The 13,686-nt window shown below is 47.3% G+C and carries 11 protein-coding genes; 1 reads left to right on the top strand and 10 read right to left on the bottom strand.

What is annotated here, in order from left to right:
- Positions 1–100: 100 nt before the first annotated feature.
- The 4 genes from HJV72_RS01895 to tdh form a co-directional block, all read right to left on the bottom strand.
- The gene (locus HJV72_RS01895; RefSeq protein WP_066581760.1) at positions 101–1,498 is read right to left on the bottom strand and encodes an aminopeptidase; all 1,398 of its coding nucleotides are present in this window, start codon (positions 1,496–1,498) and stop codon (positions 101–103) included.
- Between the two features lie 169 nt (positions 1,499–1,667).
- Entirely contained in the window at positions 1,668–2,438 is a 771-nt protein-coding gene (locus HJV72_RS01890) for a transposase (protein WP_066579675.1), read from the bottom strand.
- Between the two features lie 109 nt (positions 2,439–2,547).
- Positions 2,548–3,747 (bottom strand): glycine C-acetyltransferase, encoded by a 1,200-nt coding sequence (locus tag HJV72_RS01885; RefSeq protein WP_066579678.1) that lies wholly within the window; start codon positions 3,745–3,747, stop codon positions 2,548–2,550.
- A gap of 30 nt (positions 3,748–3,777) precedes the next feature.
- Positions 3,778–4,842 carry an L-threonine 3-dehydrogenase gene (gene tdh / locus HJV72_RS01880; RefSeq protein WP_117770723.1) on the bottom strand — a complete coding sequence of 355 codons (1,065 nt, stop codon included), beginning with the start codon at positions 4,840–4,842 and terminating at the stop codon, positions 3,778–3,780.
- 312 nt (positions 4,843–5,154) lie between these two features.
- Between tdh and sstT the strand changes: the two genes are divergently transcribed.
- Positions 5,155–6,420, top strand: coding sequence for a serine/threonine transporter SstT (gene sstT, locus HJV72_RS01875; protein WP_066579685.1), 1,266 nt, complete (start codon positions 5,155–5,157; stop codon positions 6,418–6,420).
- Positions 6,421–6,518: 98 nt separating this feature from the next.
- Here the strand turns inward: sstT and HJV72_RS01870 are convergent, their stop codons facing one another.
- From HJV72_RS01870 to HJV72_RS01845, 6 genes are all read right to left on the bottom strand, one after another.
- On the bottom strand, positions 6,519–7,229 hold the full coding sequence (locus tag HJV72_RS01870; RefSeq protein ID WP_208068223.1) for a pentapeptide repeat-containing protein: 711 nt from the start codon (positions 7,227–7,229) through the stop codon (positions 6,519–6,521).
- Between the two features lie 123 nt (positions 7,230–7,352).
- On the bottom strand, positions 7,353–8,744 hold the full coding sequence (locus HJV72_RS01865) for a glycine--tRNA ligase (RefSeq protein ID WP_208068222.1): 1,392 nt from the start codon (positions 8,742–8,744) through the stop codon (positions 7,353–7,355).
- 72 nt (positions 8,745–8,816) lie between these two features.
- The gene (recO, locus tag HJV72_RS01860; RefSeq protein WP_066579694.1) at positions 8,817–9,560 is read right to left on the bottom strand and encodes a DNA repair protein RecO; all 744 of its coding nucleotides are present in this window, start codon (positions 9,558–9,560) and stop codon (positions 8,817–8,819) included.
- On the bottom strand, positions 9,508–9,723 hold the full coding sequence (locus HJV72_RS01855; protein ID WP_066579700.1) for a hypothetical protein: 216 nt from the start codon (positions 9,721–9,723) through the stop codon (positions 9,508–9,510). The genes recO and HJV72_RS01855 overlap by 53 nt, the downstream gene beginning before the upstream one ends.
- A gap of 55 nt (positions 9,724–9,778) precedes the next feature.
- Positions 9,779–10,675 carry a GTPase Era gene (era, locus tag HJV72_RS01850; protein WP_208068221.1) on the bottom strand — a complete coding sequence of 299 codons (897 nt, stop codon included), beginning with the start codon at positions 10,673–10,675 and terminating at the stop codon, positions 9,779–9,781.
- Between the two features lie 55 nt (positions 10,676–10,730).
- On the bottom strand, positions 10,731–13,652 hold the full coding sequence (locus HJV72_RS01845; RefSeq protein ID WP_208068220.1) for an insulinase family protein: 2,922 nt from the start codon (positions 13,650–13,652) through the stop codon (positions 10,731–10,733).
- Positions 13,653–13,686 lie beyond the last annotated feature (34 nt).

Genomic DNA, 13,686 nt, shown 5'->3' with positions numbered 1-13,686 from the left:
TTATGGTGTACCAATATGAATTATGTCCTGTACCTTTTTGTCAGGTTTTCAAATTATATACAAAAATGCCCAGGTTGCATCCTTCCAACCCGGGCATTTTTTACATTTCTTCTATGAATGCTTTATAACCTTTATAAGCTTCGTATACATCTGCCTTACTTGTAATCTCCCACGGTGCGTGCATGCACAGCACAGCAACACCGCTGTCTATCACTTCCATTCCGTAATTTGCCATTATATACGCAATCGTACCGCCGCCTCCGGCATCGACTTTTCCAAGCTCTGCAAACTGGTATGATACATTTTTGGTGTCCATAGTTCTGCGGATTTGAGCGAGATATTCCGCATTTGCATCATTAGAGCCGCTTTTTCCACGGCTTCCGGTAAATTTGTTGAATACAAGACCTTTTCCAAAGAATGCGGAACTTCTCTTTTCAAATGTTTCTGCAAACATTGGGTCATATGCGGCACTTACATCAGATGAAAGCATCTTCGAATTCTGAAGAGCACGCCTAACCCTCAAGTCTGAAGCGTCACCAGCAAGTGCCACAAGCTCAGCAAGAACATTTTCAAAAAATCTGGAATGCATGCCTGTTGCTCCTACACTTCCGATTTCTTCCTTATCTACAAGGATGCAGCAAGCTGTTTTTTCTACCTTTTCAACATCCAGCAGCGCAAACAAAGACGTAAACGCACATACTCTATCATCCTGTCCATAAGCCATTATCATGCTACGGTCTATGCCACAGTCTCTTGCATTTCCTGCAGGGACAATTTCCAGTTCCGCGGATACAAAGTCCTCCTCTGATATGCCATAGGATGCTTCCAGTATATGCAGCACATTTGCCTTAACCGCCTCTTTTTCTTCCTTGTCCAGGCTGTCGTCATTCTTGACAGGTCGGCTTGCAAAGAGAAGATCTAGTTTTTCACCCTCAATTACTGCATTAGCCTTTTTCTCCATTTGCTTGGAAGCAAGGTGCACTAGAAGATCTGTCACCGCAAATACAGGGTCTTCTTCTTTATCGCCTATATGAATTTCCACAAGAGAACCATCCTTCTTCGCCACAACACCATGAAGTGCCAGTGGAAGCGTCACCCATTGATACTTTTTGATTCCCCCATAATAATGGGTATCCAGATAGGATAATTCTTCATTTTCATATAATGGATTCTGCTTTACATCAATTCTTGGAGAATCGATATGGGCCCCCAGAATATTCATCCCGTGTTCTAGCGGCCTGCTTCCTATATGAAATGCTACCACGCTCTTCCCCATACAAACTGCATAGACTTTATCGCCTGCCTTTAAGGCAGCCCCCTCTTCTATCATGCTGTCCAGACTCTTATATCCCCGTTCCTCCAGCATACGGACTGTCACCTTAACACATTCCCGTTCAGTTTTACCTTCATCAAGACAAGTTTTATAGGAATTATTAATTTGTTCCACTGCCATTAGTTCATCCTGACTATATGTCTTCCACGTATTATTTCTTTCCATCATTATCACACTCCTTTACCTTACATAGTATAACACAAGTTAAAAGGGGACGTAACCATTTTCAAAAGCGTTACGTCCCAAATTGAACTTTGTGGTGTACCTAAATGGTATATACCCTGTACCTTTAAAACATTCTTAGAATTTGCATTATTCTAGATTATATACATTATTACATCTTATGTTCAATAAAGCGTCTCACTTGCATACAAATATTATGAACCTGCTTGTCGGATATGTTCAGGACTGCTTTCAACTGTTTAATATATTCTTTTCGTAACTCTTTCTGCTCCAAAACTTGTCCCAGCAGTTCTAAGTTATTTTTTTCAAATATACTCTTTAATATTAATAATGCGATTTCTATCCGCTGTTCTTGTTTTTCATCTGGTATATCACCGAATACTTCATATCTTCGATGCTGATGAAAATCTTTAAATTCAGAAACACTTGAAAACCTTTCTTTGTAAACAAAAAGTGCCTTTTCATGAATTACAACTGGTATATTACCACAATATTCATTCATGCTGCTGTAGATATAGCGCAAAGGAGTCTTAACCATATTAGCCTTTACCGGATTCATATGTATGTAACGGATACAATTCCAAAAATATGAATCTGCCTCAATACATTCACTTGTGAATCTATTTTGAAATACATGTCCGTTTCTTTGATGCTTATAGTTGTAATAGGATGCATATTCAGCTAGTATTCTAGCCATAAATAGAGATAATTCCTGAATTTCTGCCCGGATTATAAAATGGGCATGATTGGACATAATGCAAAATGCATATATTTCCACATGATACTTATTAAGATGTTTTATGATAATCTTTTTGAAATAACCTTTTTCACGACGTTGATTATAAATCCGTTCTTTATTTATTCCTCTGACTACAACGTGATAAAAACCGGTACTGCTTTCCTGTCTTTTCTTTGTAGGCAACGTACCCCTCCCTTCGTTAGGTACAGGGCATATTCCATTTAGGTACACCACAAAATTCAATTTGGGACGTAACCTTTTTCAAAAAGATCACGTCCCCATATTAAGCGTATTACTTTAATCCCATCTCGCTTCTTACTTCTTTGAAACATTTTACGATAAAGTCTATATCTTCTTTTGTATGGCTTGCGCATACTTGTGTACGGATTCTTGCTTTTCCCTTCGGTACTACCGGGAATGAGAATGCCACCACATAGACGCCCTTGTCCATCATACGCTTTGCAAATTCTGCCGCTGTCTTCTCATCATACAGCATTACAGGCACGCATGGATGTGTTCCTGGAATGATGTCAAAACCATTGTCTACCAGCTCTTTGCGGTAGTAGGACGTCACTTCTTCCAGATGGTCGCGGAGCTCTGTACTCTCATCAAGCATATCGAACAGTTCGATGCTGGCGCCTGCGATAGCCGGAGCCAGTGAGTTGGAGAACAGGTACGGGCGGCTTCTCTGGCGCAGCAGATCGATTATCTCTTTACGGCCTGACGTATATCCGCCGGAAGCTCCGCCGAGGGCTTTTCCAAGTGTTCCTGTAATGATGTCGACACGCCCCTGCACACCGCAATGTTCCGGAGTTCCACGGCCCGTCTTGCCTACGAATCCAACCGCGTGGCTGTCATCGACCATCACCAGTGCATTGTACTTGTCTGCCAGGTCACATACGCCCTTCAAGTTGCAGATGATGCCGTCCATAGAGAACACGCCGTCCGTTGCGATCAGCTTCACCCGCGCGCCGGCTTCATCCGCCTCTTTTAATCTGGCCTCCAGGTCCTCCATGTCATTGTTCTTGTAGCGGAAGCGCTTTGCCTTGCACAGGCGCACGCCATCGATGATCGAAGCATGGTTCAGCTCGTCGCTGATAACCGCATCGTCAGCCGTAAGCAGCGTCTCAAACAGGCCTCCGTTCGCGTCGAAGCAGGATGAATACAGTATCGTGTCATCCGTACCGAGGAAATCTGATATCTTCTTCTCCAGCTTCTTATGTATATCCTGCGTGCCACAGATGAAACGGACAGATGCAACTCCATATCCTTTATCGTCATATGTCTTCTTCGCCGCTTCTATGAGGCGCGGGCTGTTTCCCAGTCCGAGGTAGTTGTTCGCACACATGCAGAGAAGCTCTCTGCCGTCTTCCATCGTTACTCTCGATCCCTGCGGGGAGACAAAAGGCGCCTCTCCCTTAAAAAGTCCCGCCTCCTTTATTCCTTCTACTTCTTTTGTGTAGATGCTTAAAATGTCGTCTTTACGTGCCATTGGTATCAGTCCTTTCTTTATAAAAAAAATTTAATCATTCACATGTGCCCAGTCTAAGATTACCTTACCTGACTGTCCGGAAATCATCGCTTCAAATCCCTTTTCATAATCTTTGATATCAAAGTGATGCGTAATGATATCAGAGATATCCAGTCCTGCCTGAAGCATGGTAGACATCTTATACCATGTATCCCATACTTTTCTTCCGTAGATGCCACGGAGATTCAGGCCGTTGAATATGACCGTCTCAAGGTCTACGACAGCGTCTGTCCTCTGGAGCCCAAGCAGCGCAATCTTTCCACCGTGCTTCATGTTATGAATCATATCGGAAAGCCCCGGCTGGCTGCCTGACATTTCAAGCCCTACGTCAAATCCTTCTGTCATGCCGATTTCCTTCATTACATCCGCAAGCTTTTCCTCTTTCAAGTTGACAACCCTTGTCGCGCCAAGCTTCTTAGCAAGTTCCAGGCGGTATGGATTCAGATCAGTAACAACAACATGTCTTGCTCCTGAGAATTTGACGATCGCAGCTGCCATGATGCCGATCGGGCCTGCCCCTGTTATCAGGACATCTTCTCCGAGCACATCATAAGAAAGAGCCGTGTGGGTAGCATTTCCAAATGGATCGAATATTGCATACATCTCTTCCGGAATCGCCGGGTTGCACGGCCATACGTTGGATGACGGAATTACAAGATACTCTGCGAAAGCACCGTTCCGGTTGACTCCGACTCCTTTGGCATCTTTGCAGTTCTCCTTGTGGCCTTCCAGGCAGTTACGGCACTGTCCACATGTAATATGGCCTTCGCCCGATACCAGGTCCCCGATGTGGAAGCCCTGGACGCCGTCTCCTATCTCCACAACTTCTCCGACATATTCATGTCCTGCCGTAAGCCCTACAGGAATCGTGTGCTGTGCCCAGTCATTCCATTGGTAAATATGTACATCTGTTCCACAGATCGCTGTCTTGTGAATCTTAATCTTAACATCGTTTGGACCTACTTCCGGAACCGGAACCCTCTTCATCCACAGACCTTCCTCCGGCTTTTCTTTCACGAGCGCCCACATCATACCGTCATTTTTGATATCTCCCATGTTTCTATCCTCCCAATCTTATTACCGCCATCCCCAGGCGGTTATTTTCGAGTTAATTATATCATTCATTTTATCCATATACAATGATGTATTCCAAGTTTTTTTATACTATTTACTTCATTTTTTGCACAATTGGAAAATCAGCTATGTTATTATTTACAAATCGCTTTTGTTAAACTATAATTTATATAGCATTATTCACAACTTTGTGAGATAATAGTCTCACGTTGGGGAAAACGAAACTAAAAGAAAGAGAGGAAAGCAGATATATATTACCATACGTAATATGTCAATATCTGCGAAATGAGAAACATGAAAAACATTATCAACAAATGGAACAGTGTCAGTCTTGTACTCAGAATCATCTGCGGATTGATTCTCGGTATCATTCTCGGTCTGACGGTCCCTCAGGCTTCCGGAATATCTATTCTGGGCCAATTATTCGTAGGAGCGCTGAAAGGCGTTGCGCCAATCCTGGTATTCTTCCTCGTTATGAGTGCTTTATGCCGCATGGGAAAGGGCCAGAAGACAAACATGAAATTCATTGTCGTCCTGTACCTTCTCGGCAACCTTTTATCCGCGCTTGTAGCCGTACTGGCAAGCTACGTTGCTCCTATCACATTGACGCTTACCGAAGCGGCCGAAAGTGATGTCGCGCCACCAAGCGGTGTTATTGAAGTATTGACCAACCTGCTTATGAACGTTGTGGCAAACCCGGTAGACTCCATCGTTAACGCGAACTACATCGGCATTCTTGCATGGGCTGTCATCTTCGGTATCGCCCTCAAGAAAGCAAGCGAAGGTACAAAGACAGCGCTGGACAACATTTCCGAGGCTGTTGCACAGGCTGTTAAATGGATTATCAGCTGTGCGCCGTTTGGTATTATGGGCCTTATCTTTGCAACAATCTCCACAGAGGGATTGGGCGCCCTGCTTACATATGGAAGGCTGATCGTGGTACTGGTAGGTTCTATGGCATTTGTAGCATTGGTCATGAATCCAATAATCGTGTTCCTTTGCACAAAGACGAATCCGTTCCCACTCGTATTCAAATGCCTGTCAAGAAGCTTTATCACCGCGTTCTTTACAAGGAGCTCCGCCGCTAATATTCCTGTAAATATGGAACTTTGCGAAGATATGGGGCTGGATGAAGATACCTATTCTATCTCCATTCCACTTGGAGCAACCGTTAACATGGCCGGAGCCGCTATCACCATTTCAACAATGGCATTGGCTGCCGCACATACGATGGGAATCTCCGTTGACTTCCCGACCGCTTTCATCCTCTGCGTATTATCCGCACTGAGTGCTGCAGGTGCATCCGGTGTTGCGGGCGGTTCTCTTCTTCTGATTCCTATGGCATGTAGCTTATTTGGCATCTCCAATGATGTTGCAATGCAGGTCGTAGGTGTCGGTTTCATCGTAGGCGTTATCCAGGATTCCTGTGAGACAGGACTGAACTCTTCAACCGATGTGCTCTATACCGCATGTGCTGAGTTGAGAGACAGAAGAAAGCACCCGGAAAATTACACGACGGATGTCAATATCCACGCTAAAAAGAGAAAAGCAGAAGCATAAAAGCAGAATTACATAAGAATATTATCAAAAGCGACCGGCAAACATTCGTTGTATGCCGGTCGCTTTCTGTATTCCGCTCTTCTTTCTATTACCGCCCTTTAGCCGAGATATGCGATGGCTTCTTCTCTTGTCAGCCACACATGGATCCCTCCGCCTGAATCCACGAACCTGTCGGGATTAAAATTCTCGGCATACACCATCTTTCCCGTGCGGTATATGAAGTTCTCGTCCACATAGGAATGCGCTTCATCATAGGTTTCCTTATAGTCTGCACTTTTAATGGACAGCACTTTTGCCTTGTCACACTTCACTTCATTTGTCGTCCCGGATATCCTTCTGGCGTCCGCCGGTACAAGGAGCCTGACAATCCTTCGGCCATAGCATACCTTCCACGCGATGAACGGGTCTCTTTCGGGACAGTACAGATGGAAGAACTTCGTCTTTTCATCCGTCTTAAGCCCCGCCATATCTGCCCTCTCCAGGGCTGACGCAAACATGTCCGCCCCGCTTATGTCCGCGCCGGACAGATCACACCCGCGCAGATCCGCGGAGTGCAGATACGCGCCGGACAGATTCGTACCCCTAAGCGTAGAACCGCCGAAGAACGCATTGTCCGCCTTTATATAAGCCATATTTGCCCCGTCCAGGTTCACACCGCGGAAATCGCTCTTATTAAAGTTGATATTATGTAGATCCCAGCCCGATAAGTCGAGGCCGTCCAGCAATGACTCGTGCAGGTCAAGCTGCTCTCCCGGCCTGCGGTCCCTAATTATTACTTCAAGCTCGCCCTGTGTCATCTTCCGAAGCATTCTCTCACCCTCCGCCAATCATTGTCATTCAGGATACATAAAGCCCCCTTCCGCCTCATTCACTGCCGGCAAAAGGGGACTGATTTACAGCATCATCATCTCATCTCTACTATTCAGACATCTCTACCATTCAAACTTTTCCGCAAAATAAGCTTCCAGATCTTCAATCTTGACCCTCTCCTGCTCCATCGTATCCCTGTCGCGCACGGTGACCGCTCCGTCTTCCTCAGAATCAAAGTCATATGTCACGCAGAACGGAGTTCCGATCTCGTCCTGACGGCGGTAACGCTTGCCTATGTTCCCGCGGTCGTCAAACTCGCAGTTATACTTCTTGCTCAGCAGCGCGTACACTTTCTCCGCACCTTCATTTAACTTTTTAGACAGAGGAAGGATGCCGATCTTGACCGGGGCAAGTGCCGGATGGAAATGAAGCACCGTCCTCACATCTCCGCCTTCCAGCTCCTCCTCATCGTATGCGCTGCACAGGAACGCAAGCACCATACGGTCCGCGCCCAGCGAAGGCTCGATGACATACGGGATATATTTTTCCTTCTTCTCATCGTCAAAATAGCTCATGTCCTGCTTAGACACGTTCTGGTGCTGCGTGAGGTCATAGTTGGTACGGTCAGCCACGCCCCACAGTTCTCCCCATCCGAACGGGAAGAGGTATTCGATGTCCGTGGTCGCATTGCTGTAATGGCTCAGCTCTTCCGGCGAATGATCGCGGTAACGCACTTCATCGTCTTTCAGCCCCAGCGTCTCAAGCCAGTTCAGGCAGAACTTCTTCCAATAGTTGAACCACTCGAGGTCTGTACCCGGCTCGCAGAAGAACTCCAGCTCCATCTGCTCAAACTCCCGTGTACGGAAGGTAAAGTTGCCCGGCGTAATCTCATTACGGAATGATTTGCCGACCTGGCAGATGCCAAATGGAATCTTCTTTCTCGATGTACGCTGTACATTCTTAAAGTTTACAAAGATTCCCTGGGCGGTCTCCGGACGAAGATATACGACACTCTTGGCATCTTCCGTAACGCCCTGGAATGTCTTGAACATAAGGTTGAATTCCCGAATCTCCGTAAAATTGTGCTTTCCGCAGGTCGGACATGGAACCTCATGCTCCTTGATATAGGCTTCCATCTGCTCATGGCTCCAGCCGTCGATGCTGTCGCCGATGTCAAGTCCGTTGGCATGTGCGAAATCTTCTATCATCTTATCTGCACGGAAACGTTCGTGGCATTCCTTACAGTCCATCAGAGGATCGCTGAATCCCCCGAGATGTCCGCTGGCTACCCATGTCTGCGGATTCATCAGGATCGCACAGTCCACGCCTACATTGTATGGAGACTCCTGCACGAACTTCTGCCACCATGCCCTTTTTACATTATTCTTTAATTCTACACCGAGATTACCATAGTCCCATGTATTAGCAAGCCCGCCGTAAATCTCAGACCCCGGGTATACGAATCCTCTTGATTTCGCCAACGCTACAATCTTATCCATCGTTTTTTCTACCATATCCTCATCCTCGCCTTCTATAGTTTCATAATTGTTAATTATTATACAGTTATCAACCGGGGTTTTCAAGCCCTATCGTACAATTGTTTCCAGTATTTCCAGGGATTTGAAGCGTTTTTCCACATAAGTGTCCAAATATGCGCCCACAACCTTGCCGAGCTCCTCCAGCACATCCTCTTTTACCGCAAAAGTATATAGCTTTTCAATCGGAGAGCTGATGATATACTGCATCGCATACAAAGTAGACGCAAGCAGCCGGACCCCGTCCCCGGCCGTCCTCTGGCATTCGCTGCACACAAGGCCCCCTTTTGATACGCAAAACAGCGCGGGACGTTCTCTGTCCCCGCAGCGGACACATTCAAAAACCTGAGGCGCTTCCCCGTTGACCGCTATTGCCTTCAACTCAAATATGTACCGGATAAGGCGGTTGTCAAGATGCGGATTCGTCAGCGCACGCAGCGTCTGGTATAAGAGCTTCAGCAGCAGCGTCTCGTCATTGTATTCCCTGGCATAGTAGCCCGCAAAATCCAAAAAATAAAAGCCGTAGTAAGCGCCCTCTACATCCATCCTCAATTCCGAAAAATAATTGGAAACAGAGGCTGACACAAGCGTATATGATGTCCGCCCCTCGTACACCGTGAATTCGCCGAAGGTAAACGGGCTGGTCACGCCTACAAGCGCGCTGTGGGGCCTTCTCGCCCCACGTGCGAATGCAGATATCTTTCCCCGCTCCTTCGTCAGAATTACAACCCGCCTGTCGTATTCACCTATAGGAGATGCATGAAGCACCATGCCTGTCACCGTAATCTGATTCACTGATTCTTCCACCTGTCTGTCTTACATCGTGCGTGCCGTCTGCCGAAGCGGCGTCCGTTTCGCAGCGGTCCATCACCTGTCGGCAGATATCCATTCCTTTATAATATAGATAATCTGTCACTGTTCCTGTTCTGGTAAATCTGTCCCAGTACCTGTCTTCCATGGAATCACCTCATCTTCCGTTTTATAAGATTAGGTTCTCCCATGGCAGTACCTTTTTATTCGTTGTCCCTGTATCCAAAATTTTTCATCAGGAACTCACTGTCACGCCAGTCTTTTTTAACTTTTACCCAGAGCTTAAGGTTTACCTGGCATCCAAGCATTTTTTCTATCTCGAACCTGGCCGTGCTTCCAATCTTTTTCAACATATTTCCTTGCTTGCCAATAATTATCCCCTTGTGGGAATCACGTTCGCATATTATAGTGGCATCTATATGCATTACTTTCTTATTCTTTTTCATGCTGTCGACAGCCACCGCAATTCCGTGGGGTATCTCTTCATTCAGGCTGTGCAGCGCCTTCTCACGGATAAGCTCTGCCACGATCTGCCGTTCCGGCTGGTCGGTAACCGTGTCCTCGTCATAGAATTGTGGCCCGTAAGGCAGATACTTCATGACGACCGACATAAGCTCATCCGTATTATCACCGTTTCTGGCCGATACCGGGACGATTTCTGCAAAATCATAGATATCCTTATACGCTGTTATGGCCTCCGCAATCTCCTCCCTCTTCACCATATCCACCTTATTGATGACGAGAATGACAGGCGTGCTTACCTTCCCGAGCCGCTCCGCGATGTGCTTTTCCCCGGCGCCGATGAACGTGGACGGCTCGACGAGCCACAGCACGACATCCACCTCATTCAGCGTCTTCTCCGCTACATTTACCATATATTCGCCCAGCTTGTTCTTGGCCTTATGGATTCCCGGCGTATCTACGAATACGATCTGCCCATCATCCAGCGTCAATACGGTCTGTATTCGGTTCCGGGTCGTCTGCGGCTTATTGGAGGTGATGGCTATCTTCTGCCCGATAAGATAGTTCATAAGTGTCGACTTCCCTACATTCGGGCGGCCGATCAACGTGACGAACCCCGACTTAAAATCCTTTTTCATACGTTCTCCTTCTCAATCTGGTACGTAACCAAACTTAATTTTCTTACGTCCCCTGTTAAAAACTTGTCACAGTCCGGAACAGTTCTTTGTTCTCCTCTATCATCTCTTCGCTGCCGATGACGCAGAGCTGCCCTGCCTTGAGCACCGCCTCCACGACGCGGTACAGGCTCTGGATATCACCCTGCGTAGCATCCAATATCTGGCTGCGTTCTTCCCGTATCATGTCCGCGCTGACCTTGTTCATATACAGGCTCATGGAACGGTCGCCCTTTGCAGCCGGCGTCATGGGCTGGTCTATGTTGCTCATTGTCCCAATGATATACTTCGTCATATCCCGCTCGCTCACTGTAAAGTTCTTCAGATAATCCACGACCCCTTCATATACATCCAGCGTCCGTTTCAGGTTCGGATCACGGTACGATACGAAGTAGCCCTCCCCGATGCGGTTAAAATTGCTCATACAGCCATATGCGCCGCCCTTGACACGTATATTCTGCCAAAGGTATTCATAGCTTAAGATCACTTTCAATATCTGCAGGGCACCGGTATAAGACGCGCCATTGTCGATAAAATTGCCCGTGCGGGCCACATACTGTACTTTAGAAGCAGTCTTGAACCCTTCGTTTTTCTTTTCGCAGTGTATGACACACGGCGTCTCATCCGGCGTCACTTTAAAGAGCCTTGCCTTCAGGCCAGCCACCAGGCCGTCCAATCCTTCGAGCCCTTCTCTTGACGCAGTATAGCTGAGCATCATATTGTCCGGCCGGAACAGCTGCTTCACGAGATGCTGCAAATGCTGGACAAGCGCTTCTTTCTGCTCCTCAAAGTGCTCCTCGATGTCCGCGATCTTCTCATAAAAGGCGATGCCGTTCGTCATATCCTTGAACCTCGCCGACGGAGAGGAATATGACATCGCCCTGAGCGCCGCTGTCAGATGTCCGGCAGACTGGAACCGCATGAGCAGCCGGGATTTGGCCATCCCGAGAATCTCCTTCAGCCGCTTCGTGTCATCCAGCTTCGATGCGGTCAGGATCTCCCCCATCATGTCAAATGCAACCGGCAGCTTGTTGTACAGCGCTTTTGCTTTTATCTCCAGCGTAGCCCTGAACGCTTTGCTGCGCACGTCGGTGACGTCGGAATACAGCTCGAGCGTCGTACCGATGCCTCCCGTATGCATGTTGATCTCGTTGAACAGTTCGCCATACCCATAATTCTCCGTATCGATTATTCCGAGAGCAGTCTGCAGGATTCCGACATACGGCACCTCCTCTTCGGGGATTCCCGACAGATCAAACAAGATATCCACATATCCGATACCGTTCGTCTCTATGTCATGGAAGACGGCTGGAGCACCTGCAAAAGACATCTCTTCATTTAATATCGGCTCGATATCACGGGAAATGTCTTCCCGCTTCAGGACCGGGATACGGTTCAGATCTTCTTCGCTGTCCTCTTCCGACTGGTATGCCTCAAGCCCTCTCGTCCGCTCTACAAGCTCCTTCACTTCTTCCTCGCTCAAGCTGTCCTTATACTCCTGAAGCTTTCTCTCCAGCTCCTGATCCATCCTGGCCGTACGTCCCTTTTCAGGCTCTACGATAACGACAGCCCCGTGCGTGTTGTCAAGCAGATGCCTCTGGATCAGGTCTTCATAATATCTGGTTCCAACCTGGCTCTTAAGGAACTCAAATGTCTCCAGCGCCTCGATATGGAGAAAGGGCTTCTCTTCGTCATAGAGCCAGCTGTCCATCATCTGCAGCCCGTACATGAGCCCCTTCGGATAATTGCCGAAATCGGCCTCCCGGTAGCGGAACTCATGATAATTGATTCCCGCCTCAAGAGCCTTCTTATCCATGCCCTTCTCCACTATGCCGGCAAGTACGTCCTCAATCACGCCGATGAACGCCTCCTTCTGCTCTACATTGGCATTCTTCGCTATGACAGAAAAAATCGGCTGATAGATGCCGTTGTCATAGGAACCCATGATATCCTTGCCTATCCCCGCATCGGTCAGCTCCTTTTTAAGCGGCGCACCCGGCGCCGAGAGCAATGCGTAGTCCAGTATCTGGAATGCCAGATAGAGCTCCTTGTCAAGGCTCGTTCCTATCACTTTATTGTAGGACAGGTACGTATTGTCCTCTTCCGGCTCATCGCTCGCTATGGAATATGGAATCGTCACTTCCTTCATCTCTTCAAACGGCTGCTGCAGCTTGATCTCCGAGTCTACATCGTCTGCTTTAAAATCACTTAGGTATTCCTTATCCAGCCACTGGAGCTTCTCTTCCATATCCATATTTCCGTACAGATAGATGTAGCTGTTGGACGGATGGTAATACTTCCTGTGGAAATCAAGATACTGTTCATACGTAAGGTCCGGTATCGCCTCCGGATCACCACCCGATTCATTAGCATATGAAGTATCCGGGAACAGCGTGTTGAGCACGACTCTGTCCAGCACCCCTTCCGGTGACGAAAATGCCCCCTTCATCTCATTGTATACGACACCGTTATATTCCAGTTTTGCTTCTGCATCGTCCAGCTTATAGCTCCACCCTTCCTGCCGGAATATTTCTTCGTGTTCATATATATTCGGATATAGTACCGCGTCCATATAGACGTGCATCAGGTTCTGGAAATCCTTGTCATTGCAGCTTGCCACCGGGTATACGGTCTTATCCGGATAAGTCATCGCGTTGAGGAATGTATTCAGGGAACCTTTTACCAGTTCCACGAAGGGGTCTTTGGCCGGAAAGTTCTTAGAACCGCACAGTACGGAATGTTCCATGATATGTGGCACCCCGGTGCTGTCTGACGGCGGCGTGCGGAAACCGATGGAAAATACTTTGTTCTCATCCTCATTCTCCACGAGCAGAAGCCTCGCTCCGCTTTTCTTATGCTTCATCAGATAACCGTACGACTTGATCCCCTCTAGCTTCTCTTCCTGTATCAGATCATATGCATGTAAGTCTTTTACACTCATAACTTCCAATCTTCTCCTTTCTTCATTCAGGCTG

This window comes from Extibacter sp. GGCC_0201 (assembly GCF_017566055.1).
Taxonomy (GTDB): Bacteria; Bacillota; Clostridia; order Lachnospirales; family Lachnospiraceae; genus Extibacter.
This window is presented reverse-complemented; position numbering and strand designations above follow the sequence as displayed.

Coding starts and splice junctions, on each gene's coding strand:
- HJV72_RS01895 (WP_066581760.1), bottom strand. CDS start 1,498: ATGGAAAGAAATAATACGTGGAAGACATATAGTCAGGATGAACTAATG.
- HJV72_RS01885 (WP_066579678.1), bottom strand. CDS start 3,747: ATGGCACGTAAAGACGACATTTTAAGCATCTACACAAAAGAAGTAGAA.
- tdh (WP_117770723.1), bottom strand. CDS start 4,842: ATGGGAGATATCAAAAATGACGGTATGATGTGGGCGCTCGTGAAAGAA.
- sstT (WP_066579685.1), top strand. CDS start 5,155: ATGAAAAACATTATCAACAAATGGAACAGTGTCAGTCTTGTACTCAGA.
- HJV72_RS01870 (WP_208068223.1), bottom strand. CDS start 7,229: ATGCTTCGGAAGATGACACAGGGCGAGCTTGAAGTAATAATTAGGGAC.
- HJV72_RS01865 (WP_208068222.1), bottom strand. CDS start 8,744: ATGGTAGAAAAAACGATGGATAAGATTGTAGCGTTGGCGAAATCAAGA.
- HJV72_RS01855 (WP_066579700.1), bottom strand. CDS start 9,723: ATGGAAGACAGGTACTGGGACAGATTTACCAGAACAGGAACAGTGACA.
- era (WP_208068221.1), bottom strand. CDS start 10,675: ATGAAAAAGGATTTTAAGTCGGGGTTCGTCACGTTGATCGGCCGCCCG.
- HJV72_RS01845 (WP_208068220.1), bottom strand. CDS start 13,652: ATGAGTGTAAAAGACTTACATGCATATGATCTGATACAGGAAGAGAAG.